The organism is Pseudomonas baetica (genome assembly GCF_019733355.1).
GTDB lineage: Bacteria > Pseudomonadota > Gammaproteobacteria > Pseudomonadales > Pseudomonadaceae > Aquipseudomonas > Aquipseudomonas baetica_A.
Genome location: NZ_JAIHLQ010000039.1, coordinates 1 through 19,941, shown reverse-complemented (window position 1 = coordinate 19,941; position 19,941 = coordinate 1). Strand labels below are relative to the sequence as shown.

The 19,941-nt window shown below is 55.7% G+C and carries 18 protein-coding genes, 1 tRNA gene and 4 pseudogenes; 7 read left to right on the top strand and 16 right to left on the bottom strand.

Annotated elements, in window-relative coordinates; all coding sequences use genetic code 11:
- Window positions 1-145 precede the first annotated feature (145 nt).
- Window positions 146-964 carry an inositol-phosphate phosphatase gene (gene suhB, locus K5E40_RS27190; protein ID WP_016773320.1) on the top strand — a complete coding sequence of 273 codons (819 nt, stop codon included), beginning with the start codon at window positions 146-148 and terminating at the stop codon, window positions 962-964.
- A gap of 251 nt (window positions 965-1,215) precedes the next feature.
- On the opposite strand, the gene K5E40_RS27185 is transcribed toward suhB, so the two are convergent.
- The 6 genes from K5E40_RS27185 to queA form a co-directional block, all read right to left on the bottom strand.
- Complete coding sequence (locus tag K5E40_RS27185; RefSeq protein WP_221733368.1) at window positions 1,216-1,764, bottom strand: glycine zipper 2TM domain-containing protein; 549 nt, start codon at window positions 1,762-1,764, stop codon at window positions 1,216-1,218.
- Window positions 1,765-1,884: 120 nt separating this feature from the next.
- Window positions 1,885-2,799 carry a protein translocase subunit SecF gene (gene secF, locus K5E40_RS27180; protein WP_221733367.1) on the bottom strand — a complete coding sequence of 305 codons (915 nt, stop codon included), beginning with the start codon at window positions 2,797-2,799 and terminating at the stop codon, window positions 1,885-1,887.
- Window positions 2,800-2,808: 9 nt separating this feature from the next.
- Window positions 2,809-4,677 (bottom strand): protein translocase subunit SecD, encoded by a 1,869-nt coding sequence (gene secD / locus K5E40_RS27175; protein WP_221733366.1) that lies wholly within the window; start codon window positions 4,675-4,677, stop codon window positions 2,809-2,811.
- 62 nt (window positions 4,678-4,739) lie between these two features.
- The gene (gene yajC / locus K5E40_RS27170) at window positions 4,740-5,078 is read right to left on the bottom strand and encodes a preprotein translocase subunit YajC (RefSeq protein ID WP_003227923.1); all 339 of its coding nucleotides are present in this window, start codon (window positions 5,076-5,078) and stop codon (window positions 4,740-4,742) included.
- Between the two features lie 43 nt (window positions 5,079-5,121).
- Window positions 5,122-6,237, bottom strand: coding sequence for a tRNA guanosine(34) transglycosylase Tgt (tgt, locus tag K5E40_RS27165; RefSeq protein WP_162130185.1), 1,116 nt, complete (start codon window positions 6,235-6,237; stop codon window positions 5,122-5,124).
- A 14-nt stretch (window positions 6,238-6,251) separates the two neighbouring features.
- Window positions 6,252-7,316, bottom strand: a complete 1,065-nt coding sequence (queA, locus tag K5E40_RS27160) for a tRNA preQ1(34) S-adenosylmethionine ribosyltransferase-isomerase QueA (RefSeq protein WP_221733365.1) — start codon at window positions 7,314-7,316, stop codon at window positions 6,252-6,254.
- 108 nt (window positions 7,317-7,424) lie between these two features.
- Here queA and K5E40_RS27155 point away from each other — a divergent pair.
- Window positions 7,425-7,509 (top strand) — tRNA-Leu (locus K5E40_RS27155).
- A gap of 1,182 nt (window positions 7,510-8,691) precedes the next feature.
- Here K5E40_RS27155 and istB read toward each other — a convergent pair.
- The 8 genes and pseudogenes from istB to K5E40_RS27115 form a co-directional block, all read right to left on the bottom strand.
- Window positions 8,692-9,495: an IS21-like element ISPsy20 family helper ATPase IstB gene (gene istB, locus K5E40_RS27150; protein WP_221733364.1), complete on the bottom strand. Its 804-nt coding sequence runs from the start codon at window positions 9,493-9,495 to the stop codon at window positions 8,692-8,694.
- Between the two features lie 7 nt (window positions 9,496-9,502).
- Window positions 9,503-10,258: pseudogene (locus tag K5E40_RS27145) on the bottom strand (Mu transposase domain-containing protein); the annotation flags it as partial.
- An 18-nt stretch (window positions 10,259-10,276) separates the two neighbouring features.
- Window positions 10,277-10,798 carry a hypothetical protein gene (locus K5E40_RS27140; RefSeq protein WP_221733363.1) on the bottom strand — a complete coding sequence of 174 codons (522 nt, stop codon included), beginning with the start codon at window positions 10,796-10,798 and terminating at the stop codon, window positions 10,277-10,279.
- Entirely contained in the window at window positions 10,795-11,529 is a 735-nt protein-coding gene (locus K5E40_RS27135; RefSeq protein WP_221733362.1) for an alpha/beta hydrolase, read from the bottom strand. The genes K5E40_RS27140 and K5E40_RS27135 overlap by 4 nt, the downstream gene beginning before the upstream one ends.
- Before the next feature lie 3 nt (window positions 11,530-11,532).
- Entirely contained in the window at window positions 11,533-12,030 is a 498-nt protein-coding gene (locus K5E40_RS27130; protein WP_221733361.1) for a PAAR domain-containing protein, read from the bottom strand.
- A 771-nt stretch (window positions 12,031-12,801) separates the two neighbouring features.
- Window positions 12,802-13,020 (bottom strand): hypothetical protein, encoded by a 219-nt coding sequence (locus K5E40_RS27125; protein WP_221733360.1) that lies wholly within the window; start codon window positions 13,018-13,020, stop codon window positions 12,802-12,804.
- Window positions 13,021-13,333: 313 nt separating this feature from the next.
- A complete protein-coding gene (locus K5E40_RS27120) occupies window positions 13,334-13,942 on the bottom strand; it encodes a LysE family translocator (RefSeq protein WP_221733359.1) in 609 nt (202 codons plus the stop codon).
- 145 nt (window positions 13,943-14,087) lie between these two features.
- Window positions 14,088-14,587, bottom strand: a pseudogene (locus tag K5E40_RS27115) (hypothetical protein); the annotation flags it as partial.
- A 103-nt stretch (window positions 14,588-14,690) separates the two neighbouring features.
- On the opposite strand from K5E40_RS27115, the gene K5E40_RS27110 reads away from it, so the two are divergent.
- Complete coding sequence (locus tag K5E40_RS27110) at window positions 14,691-15,593, top strand: LysR substrate-binding domain-containing protein (RefSeq protein ID WP_221733358.1); 903 nt, start codon at window positions 14,691-14,693, stop codon at window positions 15,591-15,593.
- Between the two features lie 164 nt (window positions 15,594-15,757).
- Here K5E40_RS27110 and K5E40_RS27105 read toward each other — a convergent pair whose 3' ends face one another.
- A complete protein-coding gene (locus K5E40_RS27105; protein WP_221733357.1) occupies window positions 15,758-15,997 on the bottom strand; it encodes a DUF6429 family protein in 240 nt (79 codons plus the stop codon).
- A gap of 286 nt (window positions 15,998-16,283) precedes the next feature.
- Here K5E40_RS27105 and K5E40_RS27100 point away from each other — a divergent pair, with 286 nt between their 5' ends.
- Entirely contained in the window at window positions 16,284-16,613 is a 330-nt protein-coding gene (locus K5E40_RS27100; RefSeq protein ID WP_221733356.1) for a hypothetical protein, read from the top strand.
- A 51-nt stretch (window positions 16,614-16,664) separates the two neighbouring features.
- On the opposite strand, the gene K5E40_RS27095 is transcribed toward K5E40_RS27100, so the two are convergent.
- Window positions 16,665-17,420: a hypothetical protein gene (locus K5E40_RS27095; RefSeq protein WP_221733355.1), complete on the bottom strand. Its 756-nt coding sequence runs from the start codon at window positions 17,418-17,420 to the stop codon at window positions 16,665-16,667.
- 127 nt (window positions 17,421-17,547) lie between these two features.
- On the opposite strand from K5E40_RS27095, the gene K5E40_RS27090 reads away from it, so the two are divergent.
- From K5E40_RS27090 to K5E40_RS27080, 3 genes and pseudogenes are all read left to right on the top strand, one after another.
- Window positions 17,548-18,297, top strand: coding sequence for a hypothetical protein (locus tag K5E40_RS27090; protein WP_221733354.1), 750 nt, complete (start codon window positions 17,548-17,550; stop codon window positions 18,295-18,297).
- Window positions 18,298-18,368: 71 nt separating this feature from the next.
- Window positions 18,369-19,322: pseudogene (locus K5E40_RS27085) on the top strand (alkaline phosphatase family protein); the annotation flags it as partial.
- A gap of 437 nt (window positions 19,323-19,759) precedes the next feature.
- Window positions 19,760-19,941 (top strand): annotated as a pseudogene (locus K5E40_RS27080) (2-oxoadipate dioxygenase/decarboxylase family protein); the annotation flags it as partial.

The window sequence follows — 19,941 nt, the reverse complement described above, 5'->3', positions numbered from 1 at the left end:
GGGAGGCGCTCTCGGACACAGGGAAGGGGTGCAAATCTTACAGAACAGCCTACCGTTAAGCTATGAAAGCGAACAGCGTCCTTCACCTGAAGAAAAGTTCTGATAGAATGCGCGGCTTTCTTTAACAACCTTAGGTGACACATCCATGCAGCCCATGCTGAATATCGCGCTGCGCGCCGCCCGCAGCGCCAGTGAACTGATCTTCCGCTCCATCGAGCGCCTGGATACCATCAAGGTCGACGAAAAAGACGCCAAGGATTATGTATCCGAGGTGGATCGCGCCGCCGAACAGAAAATCATCGACGCCCTGCGCAAGGCCTACCCGAATCACTCGATCCAGGGTGAAGAAACTGGCCTGCACGCCGGCACCGGCATCGAAGGCGAAGAATACCTGTGGATCATCGACCCACTGGACGGCACGACCAACTTCCTGCGCGGCATTCCTCACTTTGCTGTCAGCATCGCCTGCAAATATCGCGGTCGCCTGGAACACGCAGTGGTTCTGGACCCGGTTCGCCAGGAAGAATTCACCGCCAGCCGTGGTCGTGGCGCTCAACTGAACGGTCGTCGCCTGCGCGTCAGCGGTCGTACCAGCCTCGACGGTGCCCTGCTGGGTACCGGCTTCCCGTTCCGTGACGACCAGATGGACAACCTCGACAACTACCTGGGCATGTTCCGCGCCCTGGTGGGCCAGACTGCCGGCATACGCCGTGCTGGCTCGGCAAGTCTGGACCTGGCTTACGTCGCTGCCGGTCGTTTCGATGCGTTCTGGGAGTCGGGCCTGTCCGAGTGGGACATGGCTGCAGGCGCCCTGCTGATTCAAGAAGCTGGTGGCTTGGTGAGCGACTTCACCGGCGGTCACGATTTCCTTGAAAAAGGCCACATCGTTGCCGGTAACACCAAATGCTTCAAGGCAGTTCTGACGGCCATCCAGCCGCACCTGCCGGCTTCGCTGAAGCGCTAAGCTTTTAGCGAAACGCAAAAAGCACCCTTAGGGGTGCTTTTTTAATGCCCATGACTTAGACCTCCAGACACACCACAGACCCAATGTGAGAGCAGGCTTGCTCGCGAGAGCAGTGATTCATTCAGCATCCACTTTGAATATTAAACAGCATTCGCGAGCAAACCCGCTCCCACAAGGGATTTACGGCGCGACCTGAATCGCGGACACAAAAAAGCACCCCGCAGGGTGCTTCATCTCAAACGATCGAACGATTATTGGCCCGACCCATTCTGCGACAGAATCAATTTACCTTCCTTGTCGACCGGAATCTGGTTGCCCGGATCGCGATCCATCCGAACCTTGCCTTCCTTGCCATCCAGCGAATAACGCACGTCGTAACCAACAACCTTGTCACTGATGTCATTCACTGTGTTGCAGCGCGTTTGCGTGGTGGTGTAGGTGTCACGGTTTTGCATACCTTCCTGCACCTTGTTACCGGCATAACCACCGCCGACCGCACCTGCCACCGTGGCAATCTTCTTGCCAGTGCCACCACCCACCTGATTACCCAGCAAACCGCCCGCTACCGCACCGATAGCGGTGCCGAGGATCTGGTGTTGATCCTTGACTGGCGCCTGCCGGGTCACGGTTACATCCTTGCAGACTTCACGTGGAGTCTTGATCTGTGTTTTGACCGGCTCAACGGCCAGCACTTGCGCATACTCAGGGCCGCTTTTAACCAGGCTGTAGGTGGCAACAGCACCCCCGGCTGTTACACCGACAGCACCCAATACCGCACCAACCAGTAACGACTTGTTCACATGAACCTCCTGACCATCACATGCGGGACGGGCCCGCGCTTATCCCAGCCTTGGAGCATAAAAAAAGGCGCGAGTTCAACTCGCGCCTTTTTTGGCTGACAACCGGGAAAACGATGGCCGTTATGGACGGTCGTCGATTTCCTTGTCGGTGTTGGCGGGTGGAATCAGGTCTTCAGTGGTCAGATCCAGCCAGATCAACACCACGTTAGCGATGTAGATCGACGAGTAAGTACCCGCCAGAACACCGATAAACAGGGCAATGGAGAAGCCGAACAGGTTGTCACCACCAAAGAACAGCAGAGCCGAGATCGCCAGCAACGTGGAGATCGACGTCGCCATGGTGCGCAGCAAAGTCTGAGTGGTCGAGATGTTGATGTTCTCGATCAAGGACGCCTTGCGCAGCACACGGAAGTTCTCACGAACCCGGTCGAATACCACGATGGTGTCGTTCAGCGAGTAACCAATAATCGCCAGTACTGCCGCCAGTACCGTCAGGTCGAAGGTGACCTGGAAGAACGACAGAATACCGATGGTCACGATCACGTCATGGATCAGCGAAACAATGGCGCCGACCGCGAACTTCCACTGAAAGCGGAAAGCCAGGTAGAGCAGGATGCCGCCGAGCGCCAGCAGCATGCCGAGGCCGCCCTGGTCGCGCAGCTCTTCACCGACCTGCGGGCCGACGAACTCGACACGCTTGACCGTCGCCGGGTTGTCGCCGCCGACCTTCTGCAGAGCATCAGCCACCTGATGACCCAGTTGCGGGTCTTCGCCAGGCATACGCACCAGAAGATCAGTGGTTGCTCCGAAGCTCTGCACGATGGCTTCGTGGTAACCCGACTCCACCAGTTGCTCGCGCACCTTGGTGACATCGGCCGGACGCTCGTAGGTCAGCTCAATGAGCGTACCGCCGGTAAAGTCCAGCCCCCAGTTCATGCCCTTGGTGGCGACACTGAACAAGGCCAGCAAGGTAAGGAACAATGTGACGCCGAACGCAACGTTGCGAACGCCCATGAAGTTGATTGTACGTAACATGGCAGCCCCTTAAATCCACAACTTCTTGAAGTCACGACCGCCGAAGATCAGGTTGACCATCGCGCGGGTCACCATGATGGCCGTGAACATCGAGGTAAAGATCCCGAGGGACATGGTCACTGCGAAGCCTTTGACCGGGCCTGTGCCCATGGCAAAGAGAATCCCGCCGACCAACAAGGTTGTCAGGTTGGCGTCGAGAATCGCGGTGAATGCCCGGCCGAAGCCTTCGTTGATTGCACGCTGCACGGTCATCCCGGCGGCAATCTCTTCGCGAATCCGCGAGAAGATCAGCACGTTGGCGTCAACCGCCATACCCATGGTCAAGACGATACCGGCGATACCCGGCAGGGTCAGCGTTGCCCCCAGCAGCGACATCAGCGCCAGCAGCAACACCATGTTCACGCCCAGAGCGACAGTGGCGATGATGCCGAAGAAGCGATAGATGGCGATGATGAACAGCGAGACAAACAGCATGCCCCACAGCGATGCATCGATACCTTTGGTGATGTTGTCAGCACCCAAGCTCGGACCGATGGTGCGCTCTTCAGCGAAGTACATCGGCGCCGCCAGACCACCGGCACGCAACAGCAGCGCCAGTTCCGACGACTCGCCCTGACCGTTCAGGCCAGTGATGCGGAACTGAGCCCCCAGCGGCGACTGAATGGTCGCCAGGCTGATGATCTTCTTCTCTTCCTTGAAGGTCTGCACCGGTACGTCTTTCTCGACGCCACCAACCACTTGCTTGGTGTAAGTGGTGACCGGACGCTGCTCGATGAAGATCACTGCCATGCTGCGACCGACGTTCGAACGGGTCGCACGGCTCATCAGCTCACCACCATGACCATCCAGACGGATGTTCACTTCAGGCGTACCGTGCTCGCCGAAACCGGCCTTGGCGTCGGTAACCTGATCACCTGTAATGATCAGACCACGCTCGATTTGCGCCGCAGGACGATTGCCTTCACGAAACTCGAACGTCTCGGAGGTGGCTTTCGAAGCGCCCGGCTCTGCCGCCAGACGGAACTCAAGGTTGGCCGTTTTGCCGAGGATACGCTTGGCTTCGGCAGTGTCCTGCACGCCCGGCAGCTCAACCACGATGCGGTTGGCGCCCTGACGCTGGACGATCGGTTCGGCAACACCCAGCTCATTGACGCGGTTACGTACCGTGGTCAAGTTCTGCTTGATGGAGTATTCACGGATTTCCGCCAGCTTGGCCGGGGTCATCGCCAGACGCAGCACCGGTTGACCATTGAGGTCGGCCGGAACAATGTCGAAATCGTTGAAGTTCTTGCGGATCAGTGCACGGGCTTGTTCGCGGCTGCCTTCATCAGCGAAGCCCAGCTGGATGGCACCGCCCAGTTGCGGCAGGCTGCGATAACGCAGCTTCTCTTTGCGCAGCAGGCTCTTGACGTCGCCTTCGTAGACTTTCAGGCGTGCATCGAGGGCTTTATCCATGTCCACTTCCAGCAGGAAGTGCACACCACCGGACAAGTCCAGACCCAGCTTCATCGGGTGCGCGCCCAGATTGCGCAGCCATTGCGGGGTGGTTTGTGCCAGGTTCAGCGCGACGACGTAGTCATCACCCAATGCCTTGCGCACAACGTCTTTGGCCGGCAGCTGATCTTCAGCCTTGCTCAGACGGATCAAGCCGCCCTTGCCGTTTGCCGCCAGAGTGGCCGCCTTGACGTTGATCCCGGACTCGTGAAGCGCGGTGCTTACGCGGTCCAGATCGGCCTGATTGACCTGCAGAGCCGTGCTGGCGCCGCTGATTTGAATAGCCGGGTCATCGGGGTAAAGATTGGGAGCGGAATAAATCAGACCGACCGCCAGCACCGCCAGGATCAGAATGTATTTCCACAGAGGGTATTTGTTCAGCATCACGCCGCCCGTTATGACGCGGGGCGCCTTGCGCGCCCCGTCGATTGAGTAGAAGTTGTTGCTTAGATCGCTTTCAGCGTGCCTTTTGGCAGCGTGGCGGCGATGGCGCCCTTCTGAAACTTCATTTCCACGGTGTCGGAAACTTCCAGAACCACGAAGTCATCGGCCACTTTGGTGATCTTGCCGGCGATGCCACCGGTGGTAACCACTTCGTCGCCCTTCGCAAGGCTGCTCAGCAGGTTCTTCTGCTCTTTGGCGCGCTTGGCCTGTGGACGCCAGATCATCAGATAGAAGATAACCAGGAAGCCGACCAGGAAAATCCACTCGAAACCGCCGCCCATTGGGCCGGCAGCAGCCGGTGCAGCAGCGTCAGCCATGGCATTAGAGATAAAAAAGCTCATTTAGCACTCCAGTTGCAAATGTTGAATCTTGGGGTCAGAAAACTTAGTCCAAAGGCGGAACGGGGAGCCCGCGTTTGGCGTAGAAGGCATCGACAAAGGCGGCCAATGTACCCTGTTGAATAGCCTCGCGCAAACCAGCCATCAGCACCTGATAATGGCGCAAGTTGTGGATGGTATTGAGCATACTGCCCAGCATTTCGCCGCATTTGTCCAGGTGATGCAGATAAGCGCGGGAGAAGTTCTGGCAGGTATAGCAATCGCAGGTCGGATCCAGCGGCGATTCATCATGGCGATGGAATGCGTTACGGATCTTCAGAACGCCTGTATCAATGAACAGATGCCCATTGCGGGCATTACGGGTTGGCATCACGCAATCGAACATGTCCACACCGCGGCGCACACCCTCAACCAGATCTTCCGGTTTGCCAACGCCCATAAGGTAACGAGGTTTGTCAGCCGGCATCATGCCCGGCAGATAATCCAGCACCTTGATCATCTCGTGCTTCGGTTCGCCCACCGACAGACCGCCAATGGCGAGGCCATCGAAGCCGATCTTGTCGAGACCTTCCAGCGAACGCATGCGCAGATCCTGGTGCATGCCGCCCTGTACGATACCGAACAGGGCCGCGGTGTTGTCACCGTGAGCGTTTTTCGAGCGTTGAGCCCAACGCAGCGACAGCTCCATCGACACGCGCGCGACGTCTTCGTCAGCCGGATACGGCGTGCATTCGTCGAAGATCATCACGATGTCGGAGCCCAGGTCACGCTGAACCTGCATCGACTCCTCCGGGCCCATGAACACTTTGGCGCCATCCACCGGAGAGGCGAAGGTCACACCCTCCTCCTTGATCTTGCGCATCGCGCCAAGGCTGAACACCTGGAAACCGCCGGAGTCGGTCAGGATCGGGCCTTTCCACTGCATGAAATCGTGCAGGTCACCGTGCTCCTTGATCACCTGAGTACCCGGGCGCAGCCACAGGTGGAAGGTGTTACCCAGGATGATCTCGGCGCCGGTGGCGACGATGTCACGCGGCAACATGCCCTTGACCGTGCCGTAAGTACCCACCGGCATGAACGCCGGGGTCTCGACGGTGCCACGCGGGAAGGTCAGGCGACCACGACGGGCCTTGCCATCGGTGGCCAGGAGCTCAAAGGACATGCGACATTCGCGACTCATTCTGTTTCCTCTGGGCCTGTTTGTTTAGGGGCAGTAGATGCGGGATTACGGGTGATGAACATCGCATCACCGTAGCTGAAAAAGCGGTAACCGTTGTCGACGGCGGCCTTGTAGGCGGCCATGGTTTCGGGATAACCGGCGAATGCCGAAACCAGCATCAACAGCGTGGATTCCGGCAAATGGAAATTGGTGACCAGGGCATCGACCACATGGAACGGCCGGCCCGGGAAGATAAAAATGTCGGTGTCGCCACTGAACGGCTTGAGCACGCCATCACGCGCCGCACTTTCCAGCGAACGCACGCTGGTGGTGCCGACCGCGATCACCCGACCACCCCGCGCACGGCAAGCGGCGACGGCATCAACCACGTCCTGGCCGACTTCCAGCCACTCACTGTGCATGTGGTGATCTTCGATCTTCTCCACGCGCACCGGCTGGAACGTACCTGCGCCAACGTGCAACGTGACGAATGCGGTCTCGACGCCCTTGGCGGCAATCGCCTCCATCAGCGGCTGATCGAAATGCAGCCCCGCCGTCGGCGCCGCCACCGCGCCCAAGCGCTCGGCGTACACCGTCTGATAGCGCTCGCGATCCGAGCCTTCATCCGGGCGGTCTATATAAGGAGGCAACGGCATGTGCCCGACGCGATCGAGCAGCGGCAGCACTTCTTCATCGAAGCCCAACTCGAACAACGCATCATGGCGCGCAAGCATTTCAGCTTCGCCACCGCCATCGATGAGAATCTTCGAACCCGGCTTCGGCGACTTGCTGGAACGTACATGCGCCAGCACGCGATGCGCATCAAGCACCCGCTCGATGAGGATTTCCAGCTTGCCGCCGGAGGCTTTCTGCCCGAACAGCCGCGCCGGAATCACCCGGGTATTGTTGAACACCATCAAATCGCCCGGGCGCAAATGCTCAAGCAAATCAGTGAATTGACGGTGTGCGAGGGCGCCGCTAACCCCATCCAGGGTCAACAGGCGACTACCGCGACGCTCGGCCAAAGGGTGGCGAGCGATCAGCGAATCAGGGAGTTCGAAGGTAAAGTCAGCAACGCGCATGATGGGGTTCGTCTAGCAGGGCCCGAAAGTCTAGCGGAAATATCGAAAATTGACCATGAAACGTGATTGACCAACGGTAATCTCATCTCTATACTTCGCCGCCATTGAGCCCTGATGGCGGAATTGGTAGACGCGGCGGATTCAAAATCCGTTTTCGAAAGGAGTGGGAGTTCGAGTCTCCCTCGGGGCACCAAAATTAAGAAAGGTCTTGCTTAGCAAGGCCTTTTTTTATGGGTGGCGTAAAAATGGCGTAACCGCAATTTACCTACCTCACCAACCGCTCTCCCCTGTCGCGGGCTGATTCCTACAACAACTGGCGGACGACCAGGTTGGCCAGCGAGAGTGAGCGACATGCTTGAGAGGCCCGTTTTCTCAAGTCCGCAATGAGTGTCCGCGCATCAGACACACCCCCTATACGAGGGGAAAAAGTTTTCCGGTCCTACTCTCAAAAACATGTAAGAAGTGTAAGTGAGATTTCAATCTTCTCTTAAACCCAGATAAATCAAGGGATTGAGAGCTTTCAAGACTGTAAGTGAAGTGTCGGATGGTTGTTTTTGCCCTACAGTTTTCGACTGCAAGTGAGCAATCTTTCAAACCGTTGATTTAAAGTTTTTTTTTACAGAACCAACCTCGCTTACAGTTTTCTACAGTCCTACTGTAAGTGACGAAGCCCAGCAAATACGGGGCTCCCAGCCGCTTTCTGACGCTCCTGACACCACTTACACGTTTGGAGGGGGTTACCGAGAAAAGGTTTTCCCGGCAGCCTTGGCGTTTATCCCGCCCCCCCTAGCTAACGCCCCCGGATTGTGAAAGCCGCTGAAACTCTTCAATCCGGCTGAAACCCTTGCCGCACTTGGGATACAGGGGAATCTGCCTCTCCACGCACACATGCAGTTGCCACCCGAAAAAGATCGTGCGCGTTTGGGAAAACACACCGAAAGCCACGTTTTGAGAGTTTCCGCCCAATGAAACCAGGGGTTCCAGAGCTATCCCGCCCGTGACCGCCCTGAGTGCCGCTATGCAACCGCGCTGCATTTCCTTTCAAAACTTTGCACTTTGTGAAATTGCCGACCGCCTGCAGAGCCCCACGGCCCGCCTGGGCTGTAGGTTCGTTTGCACTACATCGGGATTTGCACAAAAAAAGGACGCAAGGCCCGTCGGCGGGAGGGGGATAAGTGCTTTTTCAGAGGTTTTTTTCTTGGAGGCTGTTGGCGCTGATTGAAAACTGACCCACCCTGCCGATTGAAAATTGACCCAGGACGGATTGCTGATTTCTGTCCCAGCAATTGTGGATAAGCTTAGCAGCAGTGTTCCGATTCAAGACGCATCAAGCCCCACCGCATTTATGCATGCAGCAGGGTATTTATGGTGACGATCAAAATGGCCCATCGTCCTCGATATCATCTCCGTCCTTGCGCTTTCGTTCCCGTGACTTGATCTTTGTCTGGGCGGCCAAGGTGCTGTGTTGCAAGCGGAAAGACTCGTTGTCTGTTTCGACGATGTGGCAGTGGTGTGTCAGCCGATCCAATAACGCGGTGGTCAACTTTGCGTCGCCAAATACACTCGACCACTCCGAGAAGCTGAGGTTGGTGGTGATGACCACGCTGGTGTGTTCGTAAAGCTTGGACAGCAAGTGAAATAACAGTGCGCCGTCACTCTGGCTAAAGGGCAAATACCCCAGCTCATCGAGTATCACCAGGTCTGTGCGCAGCAGTGCCTGGGCGATTCGCCCTGCCTTGCCATCGTACTTCTCACGCACCAGCAGATTCACCAGATCCACCGTGGAAAAGAAGCGCACGCGTTTGTTGTGGGCCGTGACTCCAGATACAGCCAAGGCACTGGCCAGGTGTGTTTTCCCGGTTCCAGAGCCGCCGATGAACACGACATTCTGCGCGGTTTCAGTGAACGCTAAGCTGGATAGATCGCTGACCAGCCGGGCATCAGCGCTGGAAGCGCTGAAGTCAAAGCCAGCTAAGTCACGGTGCATGGGGAGTTTTGCCATGTTCATCTGATGATTCACCGAGCGCACCGCGCGATCCGCATATTCCTGCTGAAGCAGATGTTCCAGCAGCCATTTCGATGAAGCCGTCGACGCTGTTCCTTGAGAGACCAGTTCTTCCCAAGCACTGGCCATGCCGTGCAGGCGCAGTTCTTTGAGTTCAGTCATTAGGTCACGCATTGCGATTCTACTCATCGGCAGTACGGAGCCGGTCGTAGCGTGCTGTATTGGCAACAGGCGCCACTTTGAGTTGCAGGCTGGTTTCTACACAGAGAGGTGGTGCGGTGGAGGTCAGGCGGGCAACGACATTGAGGATGTGATCGGCGCTCAGACTTCCCGATTCAAGTACCAGCTCCACCGCCACCAGCACTGGTTCGAGACCGGCGATGGGCACAGCAGCCAGTACCTGCATCATGATTCGATCACCGTTGGTGTGACGCCTCAGTCCGCGTTTGAGAAGCTGTTACGGTTTTGGCAGATCCGCAAATGGCGCGCCATTGCGTAGTGCACCAGGCTTGCGTTCGATGAGTGGGATGTAGTGCTGCCAGTCAAAACCGACCTGATCTCGATCAAAGAGCCGTTCGTGACTGGCGATCACCGTTTCGTCGGCAATGACCACGATCCGCGAAGGGTACAAACGGCTGCTGCCCCATTGACCAACACGCTCACATGGCACTGAATAGCGATTTCGCGCCACGCTGATCAGGCAGGTGCTGGAGACCCGCACGGTACGCTCGACGGAGCCATCAAATGCCGTCGGCATTGGCATCATTTCGGCCTGCTCCAGCTCCAAGACCTCCGCCACCGTCAGCCCGTTGTACTGCGGATGCACCAGTTCGCTCCAGAGCGACAGGCAACGTCGGCCGAGCCAGACATTCAGTTCCTCGAAGGTGTGAAACATGCAGTCTAGAGCATCGAGCCAGATTCGCCTCCGGCTGTCCTGCGGTGCTATCTAAAAAAGCTAAGGGTTTTTAAATATCTGCTCTGTCATTTTCGTGGTTGGAATGATCAATGACTTCGTGTAATAGGTTTTATATCCATACGCGGTAATGCTTACCTTGCAGGGTATGAGAGCTTTATTGGCTAGAAGCGGCCGGACGGCTTCGTAATCATTCAGATCGAGTTGCGTCCCATCGGGTCTTGTATTGTAAAAAACAAGTTCTGAAGTGAAAGTGTAATTTGGTCTGGTTTGGCTGCTCGCATTCACCAGACCTTCAGCCTTTATATTGATTGAATGCTCGGACGAAAAATCCATATCGCCGTCTAACGAGCAGGTCAGCGTTGGTGTGAGCTGATTAGAGTTTTCGAAATCATTGAATGCGCTAGCCAAATCTACTGTTGAAGTGAATTTCACAGTAAAAAGATTATTCGGCCCTAATTCAAAAGACGACAAAGTGAGGTCTGCGGGAGGGATGTTGGCTGTTTTTACACAGCCCGCGCAGAGAAGTAATGTCAGGTAAACGAAGCCGCGATATAGATTCATTGGCCGAAAATACCATTGATGGAATCAAAAATCAGATCGAGCGCTGATTTTGTTTCCTGAACAGGTTGAATGAACATCCAGTCTGCAGAGGCGTGGTGAATGTCGATGGTTTTGTTCATGGTCGGACCGGACTTTATATTCCAGCGCTCGCCGAAATCAGCGACGCTGTCAGAAGAGTCGGGTTTGCTTGAGTTGGCTCGAATGTTAATCCAGGACTCTGCGACAGGTTGCGGCTCTGACATGTAGATATCCGAGCCCAGCCATACCCAAAAACCTTCGCCGACAGGGTCGAGTGTCACCAGAAATTTAATGGTGTAACCCGCTTCAGATAAAATTTTGGAAAGATGTGCTCCGTTCCATCCCCCCAAACTGTGACCCACGATATACACCGGGCTTGATTTGCTGGGTATTTTATCGATGAAGTTGGTCTTGATGTCGCCGGAGCCTTTGGCGTCGTTGTAGCCTCTGGCCCAGCTTGTGTATTTGGGTTTCAGTTTTGCGTTTGGGCTTATTCTGTTGTCGAGCAGATTTTTTGCGGCATCGATGTTGTGATAGGCACCTTGGAAGTAATATTTTTCCTGGTCTGCGGCGCCACCGATAAAGAAGACGATGGCCTTCTTTTCCGGAACTGGTACTGCTTTTACGGTTGAGTCATTTGCAGCGGTCAATGTTTTTCTTGCTGCCAGGCTTGCGGTGTTGCCGTTTGGAAGAACAATTTGCTCTGCGGCCATTACTTAGTCTTCCAGAAAGATTTTGATGGTTTCTGCCAAGTGCGAACTCACTATATGGGTGAAGCCCATCGAGTCGCTAACGCCATGTTCCAGGCTTCCATCCTCACGTTGGATGGCGTAACCGTGATTAGGCATTGGCTCGCCAGTCGTGCCGTCGACCAGTTTGATCTTGTCGCTGAAGTGCACCGGCATTGGCAGTAAACCGCTGAAGGGCGCTGATACAAAGGTGTCGCCGATGATGACGGTGCCGGAACCGCCAATGACAATGTTGCCGTGTCCCCCGGTGCTGTCTATTGTCGCGGCGTTCAGGCCGTTGATGAATACAGTCGAACTGATGCCCCCGGTAATCGGGCTACCACAGGCGGATTTGTCGGTCATGCGAGCAGCTGCGAGGCCGTCGAAGAATACGTTCGGCGAGCCGCTGGCAATAGGATTGGTACCGTGTCCTGGAAGTGGGCAACTGGTGGGATCTGAGACGCGAGCAGCTGGTTTTCCACTCATGGGAGGTTCCGTTTCGAAATGTCAGTGGCGGGCTCGTGATGCGCGCGCGAGCATGGGGACGCAATTTGCGTTAGACGATTGGTGTTTTTACGAGCAGCCGCTCGACGTAGCCGTCGCCCAAGCAGGGATGGCTTTCAATGCGGGGGCGTATATGAGAAGCGCTGGCGCGGAGGCGCTTCCGTACGTGGGGCAGGCATAAAAGTGAATCGTCCTTGAAAAATCGCGGTGAAGGATGCCCGAGGTGAAGATTTCGTTCAACGAGATTTTTCGAGTGCTCTTGTACTTTTGGTATCATTTCCGAAATTTTTTTGCAGCGCGTATAGGCCGCTGTAGTCAGCGGCTGAATTCAAGCCGAGAGAAACTCCAGGCTGTTGAGGTTGATTTCGGCATAGATCCCAAGTTCGCACTTGTAGAGGCATATTCTGGATAAGCCCAGTTCAGATTGTAGAAAACCAACGAGTCCCCTGAGACTTGAGTGTTTGGACATGCTTGTTGGATGCACCACAGTAGCTTTACCGGACTCGTCGTAAGTTCTGATAATAAAAGTGTCCTCGCCATTCTGGATGATGTAGTTAAAGCCACGGTATTCAAACCCAGCATCATGGTCGACATCATCGAAACGGGTAGCGCTTATTATTTTCAAAGTAGATTTCCGTTGAATTTAACTAGTGGCGGGTAGCTTTTCAAACCGCTGGAATTGTTACTTCTCGGGAAACATTCTTCGTGGCACCAGCCTAGCAGCGGTCACAGGGGAAAAAGGGGAGGTCGGAGTTATCTGATTTGGAACAGGCGGGAGATCGCGGTCATGGCCTTGTCTCCGTCAGCTTCATAGAGACTGAGCAGGCGCGTTTGGTCGCTTAGGTGATGAAGCCGAAAATGGTTATAGAACGCTTGGCCCAAGCGCTGATTAGCGAATGTTCCGCGTTCCCAAAGAGATAAAAACTCTTGGTACGCAACGCGCTCAATTTCCACTCTCGGCATGCCTTCCATATACACATCCATTTATGTCAGCGATGACCAAATCCTACTGATGCCGGACAGATGCGGCAATGCGCGTTTTTGGGCGATTTTTAGTCATCCGGTCGCGGTAGGGGCGGCAGGAAACTGCCGTCCCTACCGCGACCCTCCTTGGGGGATAGTCCGCTTTCCAATAGCAGCAGAATCGTAGCTCGGGTAACGCTTCTATGCGGCAGAAGTCCGGAGCGAGCGATTTTCTTTAGCCGCTCACGGTCTTCGTCCACGAGTAGAAACTTGATCGCCTTCTTGGCCATGTAGCCTCCCGGGTTAAATCATCGAAGTTTGTTTATTTACTGGCTGTAGCCATCAGCACGCCAAAACAGAAGAAGGTGATGCCCGACAGTTTTCCGACAATTCTGGCGCCCTTGTTCGTGGAGAGCCAGCCTCTTGCACCGTTGGCCATCAGGGCATATCCGGTATGAACAAGCACCACGAGCAAGCTATAGGACGACACCAGCAAGAAAAACTGGCTGTAGTAGTTACCCTCAGGTTTGATGAACGGCGGGAACACCGCGAGGAAGAAGAAACCGGCCTTGGGATTAAGCAACTGTATCGACAACGCCTCGACGAATCGACGCCACGGACGCGACGATGTGACATTGAGTTCCGGGATAAGACTCTTGGTACGCCACATCTTTATCCCCAAGTACAACAAATACAGTGCGCCGACGTATTTGAGAATCGTAAACGCAGTGGCCGAGGTGGCCAGGACCAACCCTATGCTACTGGCGGAAATGCCCGCCACGACAAACGCCCCCAGGGCGATACCGACGATGCCCGGCAACGAGCCCATCCAGCCATGTCGCAATGAGTTGGAGAGGGTCAATACCACGCCAGGGCCAGGGCTCAGCACCGTCAGGGTTGCCAGAATGATAAATAGTCCGTAACTAGCCATGAATGATTCCAGGCAGCACATCCAGAAGACTCTGCGTGGCCCATAAGATGTATTTGCCTAATAAACCCGTCAGCAACAACCCGGCACCGAAGCCATAGAGACAGGGATGAATATGCTTGTAGTCATTCCATACGCGTTCGCTGCTCAAGGCCAGAAGCAACCCGGCCACCATCACTGCGTCGCCCGCCATCAACTGCTGCGCCTGCAGTGAAAGACCGATAATAAAGAGCCCGTCCAGTGTCAGCCCTTCGATAAACGACCAGACCGCAACACGAGCCATGACCGTGCGGACAAGTTCAGCACTGCGTAGGACAGACCCCAACTCAGGCGCAACAGTAGCAACGCCCAGAATCCCGAAAGCGTCGCGTAACCCAATGCACAAAGCGCCGCAGTCCCGGCGGCCAGTAGCGAAGCCGGGCGATCACCTTTGCTCGCATAAAAACTCATGGCGTAGCGGTAACCAAAAATCCTCACCAAACGGTTGACGGCCAGCAAAATGCCCGCTTGTGCCAGGTTGATGCCGAAGGCCTCTGGTTGCATGGGCAGCAGCAAATACAGCAACGTGTCTGCGGGCAGGCAAAGGCCCAATATGGCGGCTGCTCGCATCGAGGCTCGATCAGCTACATGGGTGTTTTTGACTGACATTGGATCAATGGCCGGCAAGACAAAGTGCGGCCTTCAGATTGGCGTGAAGCGAGAACGCTGACAAACGCTTTAATTGCACCTCGGATGTGACTAAATTAGACACATGATTTCCGACCTTCCCCCTTTGAACGCCGTCCGTGCCTTCGCCGCTGCCGCTCGCCATCAGAGCTTCAGCCGTGCGGCCGAAGAACTGCATGTCAGCCATAGTGCCGTCAGCCGTCATATCAAGCTGCTTGAAGAACACCTGAGGGTGCCGCTTTTCGAGCGTCGGACCCGGCAATCCGTGCTCACGCCCGCCGGCCAGACGTTCTATCAGCATATCAGTGTGGCCTTGGCGCAAATCGCCAACGCTGCCACAGCCCTGACTCGTAGTGCCCCGTTGCGCAAAGTGACCATCAATGTGCGCCCATCCTTTGCAGTGCGATGGCTGATCCCGCGCTTGCCGAATTTCATGGCACTTTATCCGGATATCCAGCCCGAAGTGGTCACCAGTACCCTGCCACCGGATCAATCGCGGGAAACATTCGACGTGGTCATTCGCCGTGGGCAGGCCGGATGGTCCTCCAATGTTCAACCGCAAATATTGCTGGAAGATGACATGGTGCTGGTCGCGTCCCCTTCACTACTGCAAGCCGTGCCGCTGAACAGCGCTCAAGACCTGCTTCGTCATACCTTGCTGGCAGGCAGAACCCGCAGCATGGACTGGAAAAACTGGGCCGATCACACCGGTATCGCCCAATTACACAGTCAGCCCACCCTGCAATTCGATCACATGCACCTGGTGTTACAGGGCGCCGTCGATGGGCTCGGCGTGGCCCTGTGCCCGGAATCGCTGCTGGGCAAGGACTTGTCCACAGGACGGTTGATCAGCCCGTTGCCCTCCCTGCGTCTGCCACTGACCCGCTACTACTATGGCGTTTCCCAAGAGGCTGCGGCCGAAACGCAGATCTTTATCGACTGGATGTTTTCCCACATCCATCAGGACAAAACAGCCAGTACGTCGTGAACTTCAGCCTAACCTTAACGACTGACGGCAATTTTTCCCGGATCAAAGCGCAATCGGGGGGGCATGTCGAGATAAAAGAAAATCAGTAAATTTGGTCTTTAGTCAGATGGTTTATTTAGGCGTCCACGACCCGTCCTCCCAGCTCCAATCGCCGTAGCAGGGACTCAGATGTCGGAACTGCACGCAGGCTCGACTTGGGCACTCTCTCCGAACAACCGCGAGGCAATCTTGCGACCTCGCTCCAGCCCCTCCTCCGTCAACCAGATCGACTTGTTTCTGTTCACTGGGTTACTGATGAAACCCTGTTCATGCAATCGATTCATGACTTCGAAGTCGAACCCTTTCCAGGCATTGCCGTCGTCGGAACTGAAGGCTGCCAGCAGGGCAAGCAAGGCGTTTTCCATCAGTTTGTCGTCCTATTCCATGGTCGTCGCTCCGCCCGTATCCAAGAGTTAACGTCGAGTTGTCAGGGCTCACCATCTTACTCGCCGATCTCCCGTGGGAAATGGCGTTCGATCCAGTAAAGGTTACTGATCGGCTTTAGCGTGACCAGTCTCACCCCGGGCTGCACTTGTTGATCCCTCTCCGTATAATCACGCCCATCTGAAAACAGGGGCGCCTTGTGCATCTCTCGCAGGTTGCATCCACGTTTTCGACACTCACTCTGAAGGACGTCGCTAAAGGCACACCATGGAAACGTCACTGGAAACAGTCGCCCTTTTCTCCCTCAAACTCGCCTACGAGGAAGAAGGCCTGAGCCCGATTCTGCGGGACGACATGGTCATGGGTGACTACCAGCGGGATATTTTCGAATTGTTGGTACGCCGGGGCGATGTCGAGACCATTCAATTCAAGATGAATGAGTGCCTGGGGCTGGCGATGGATGCGTTGGGCGGTGTCGAGAAACCGCTGGGACGTGAACTGCACAAACTGTCAGCCGATTTCAGCCAGGCGCAGTCGCTGGAGCAGCTCGATCAGCCGCTCCTCGCGCTCAAGGGTTACTTGAAGGACATTCTGTGATCCAACGCGCGATCACTTGCCCACGCTCAGGTTGAAGAACAAACCTGCAGATTACTTGAGCACCTTTACCACTCGAATGTTGATCGCAAACCCACCCGCTCCAGTCAGTTTCTTCCATCCCACGTACTGAAATATCAAGTCCTCGTCGATGGGGTCGCCCCTCTCTACCATTGCTGCGCCCAGCACCGCGACTTCCTTATAAACGGTGCAGCTGCCCGCATCGGGGTGGACGGTGTAGATCACGTAGGGTTTGACGTATCGCACGGCGCGCAAATGTCGGCCGCATTCCCAGTCGACCGTAATCATCAACGTCTTCAGATACGCTTCGCCATCGGTTTCCGATTCCTCGGCGAGTTCGTTGAGCTTGGCGATTCCGCCGACGTCGCTAAAGCCCAGAGCGCGGGCGCGCTTGTATTGCGGGGTCTTCTTGTGCTCGGCCTGGGCCTTGAAGTATTGCTCTTGAAGCTCTCTGACCAGGACCTCCTCTTCCTTGTTCCGGATCTCGAACGCTTGGGCAATGACGTTTTCGCAACGGGCATATTCGGGAGAGGCAAGGCTTGCCTTGGCGAGGTGATCGCGATGGACGTAAAGAGTGTGATTCAAGCTGTCGACGCGGTTCATCGCTTGCCTGGTCGTCATGGTCCCGTTTTGAACTCTGTTCACTACGTCCTGAAAACTCTGACAATCGGAGAGGTATCCTTTCCAGGCCTCCTCCGGGGTTTCATCCCAGTAGGCAAGTGCCGGGGTCATTACGATGGCGAAGAACAAAGCGCTGAGCAGGCGCAAGACAGAAGAAACGGTAGGCATGTGTAGTCCGTTACGCAGTTGAAGAAAGTGGCGCGAAGCTACTATTTTGTTATCTTGCCGTCCATCTCCAGCGCGCCTCATCAATACGCGCTGTTTCAAGGTTTTTGCAGGTTAAGGAAAGGATCGAATGGAGTTTCTGTGTCTACTCGCATTTCTGGCGACGTGGGGTTTCATGTGGCGCTGGGTGGTAAAAAACCGTGGCAGTTGGAATCTGTTTATCGGCAACGTTCTCGGTGCAGGGGCGGGGTTTATTGTCGGGTTTGTGGTGTTTTCCGTCACGATGTCGCTGTTCGCGCCGGAACGTATAGTCGAGCAGGCAAAGATACAGAACGCCGCGAAGCAGAGCGCTGAACCGGCCCTCATGCCTGAAGCCGAATCCGCGCCTGAGGAACCTCCCGTTGCTGCGCCTGCGCCTGTTTCCGACAAACTCCCGGCCTACGTCGCCAGCGAGCCGCAGAACGAGCCTTCACCACCTGAGTCCGCTCTCCTGCCGAACTTCAGCAAACGGCTACCTGCTTCGCTGCTGGAGAAGGACTTCAAGGACAATGTGGGCCACGATTTTGCCGCTTTGCGCAGAGTGGCAGGCAGTAATCCGAACGCGGACAAATCGTTGATGGCTTTCATGATTTGCGAACCCTTTATCAAGAGTGCGATGCGCTTTTCAGCGTCGACAGTGATGGCAAGCGCGAAGGACGCCAGCAGTCAACGGTTCAAGGATCAGACCTACACCATTACAAGTACCGCCACCTCACGGAACATGGTGGGAGACGATGTGAGGTATCGGTTTGACTGTTCAGTGCAACAAGTGGACGGCAACGATGCAAGCAAAGCCGCGTGGCGACTGCTCGATCTGAAATTGAAGAAGAGCGAATCTTAAGCCTCGTTTAAGGGTTCAAGGCGCCCGCTGCGCTATTATCGCCGGCTTGTGCGCCTTGAGCTTTGCCCTTGATGTCACCCACACCCAATGACCTGATCCCGCTGCCTCCTGTCTTGGCCCGCCCGCTGTTGCGACGGCTGGAGCCGACGCGATTGGTGTTGTGGCTGGTCGGTACGCGCCCACTGTCGCTGACCTTGCGCCTGCAGGGTGTAGGAGACATTCCCCTCGATACCGAGAAATGCACGGTCATTCCCGTAGGCCGCCAGGCGTTCGTTCATCTCATTGATGTAGCCCTGGACAGCGCCCTGCCCTGCGACACCCGCATCGACTATGACCTGCTGATCGAAGGCCAGGAACGCATCGTCGATTGGGCGCCGCATCTGTTGTATGGCAATGCCACCTGCCCGAACTTCGTCCTGCGTTCACGCATCGACCATCTGCTCCACGGTTCCTGCCGCAAGCCGCATCACCCAGCGGCGGATGGTTTGCTCTGTGTCGATCAACTGTTGGCGGACGAAACCGATCCGCAACAACGCCCCGCCCTGTTGATGATGAGCGGCGACCAGGTCTACGCCGATGACGTTGCGGGGCCGACGCTGCGGGCGATTCATGCCCTGATCGAACGCCTCGGTCTGTTCGACGAACACCTCGAAGGCGCCGTGGTCAGTGACAGCGCCAAGCTTTACGAGCACCCGGCCAGCTATTACCACCGTGCGGATTTGTTACCGGCACTGGAGAGCAACGAGACGTTGCGTGAGCGATTTTTCGGCGGTGCGCGTAAGCCGATTTTCACCAGCAGCAGCGCTGACAATCATCTGGTGACCTTTGCCGAAGTCATGGCGATGTACTTGCTGGTGTGGTCGCCGACGGCATGGACGCTGATCAATCCGACAGCTCCTGCGCTGGCACCCGAACGCCACAAGCGCTTTGCCCTCGAACAGACACGAATCGACGGTTTCAAGGCTGGCTTGGGCAACATTGCGCGAGCGCTGGCGCACCTGCCGAGCCTGATGATCTTTGACGATAGTCCGAATGTAGCCCTATTGACAGCATAATCCGAGCGCAAAACTGTATGCCCATACAGATAACATTTCCGGATAATTCGTCGTGGCAAGAAATCACATCAGGAGTAAAACCGGGCAAGGGCGCTACGACTCGACCGCACGTAGAGTCCTCATTTCTGAGTTCAGGCCAGTAACATTGTGCTTCCTCGAATCGCCCGATCGTGGGACCTCGAAAAGCCTACCGGATTATGAGTTCATAACGGGCGAAAAGGGATACCTACCAAATTTTCCCGTACTAATTCAGAGCGACGGTGAACCGTGGATCATCGGAATCCTTTACCTAGTTACGAAACTTCATAAAGAGGTTGGTTATGAATCAAGGACATTCCGCAGGATTGCAGACTTTTAGCACCACTAAACCAAGAAATGGTTTCCACCAAGTGGGCACGATTTCTTGCTCCGCTAGCCTCGGTGACGCCTCGCTAGAGGATTTGTTGCGCAATGGTTATGTGAAAGCTGAACCGCTGGTGTACGAAGATTTCCTGCCGGTCAGTGCGGCGGGGATCTTTCAATCGAACCTTGGGGATGCAGCGCAGGCCCACTATGGCGAACATTCCAACCGACAGGCATTCGAGCAGGC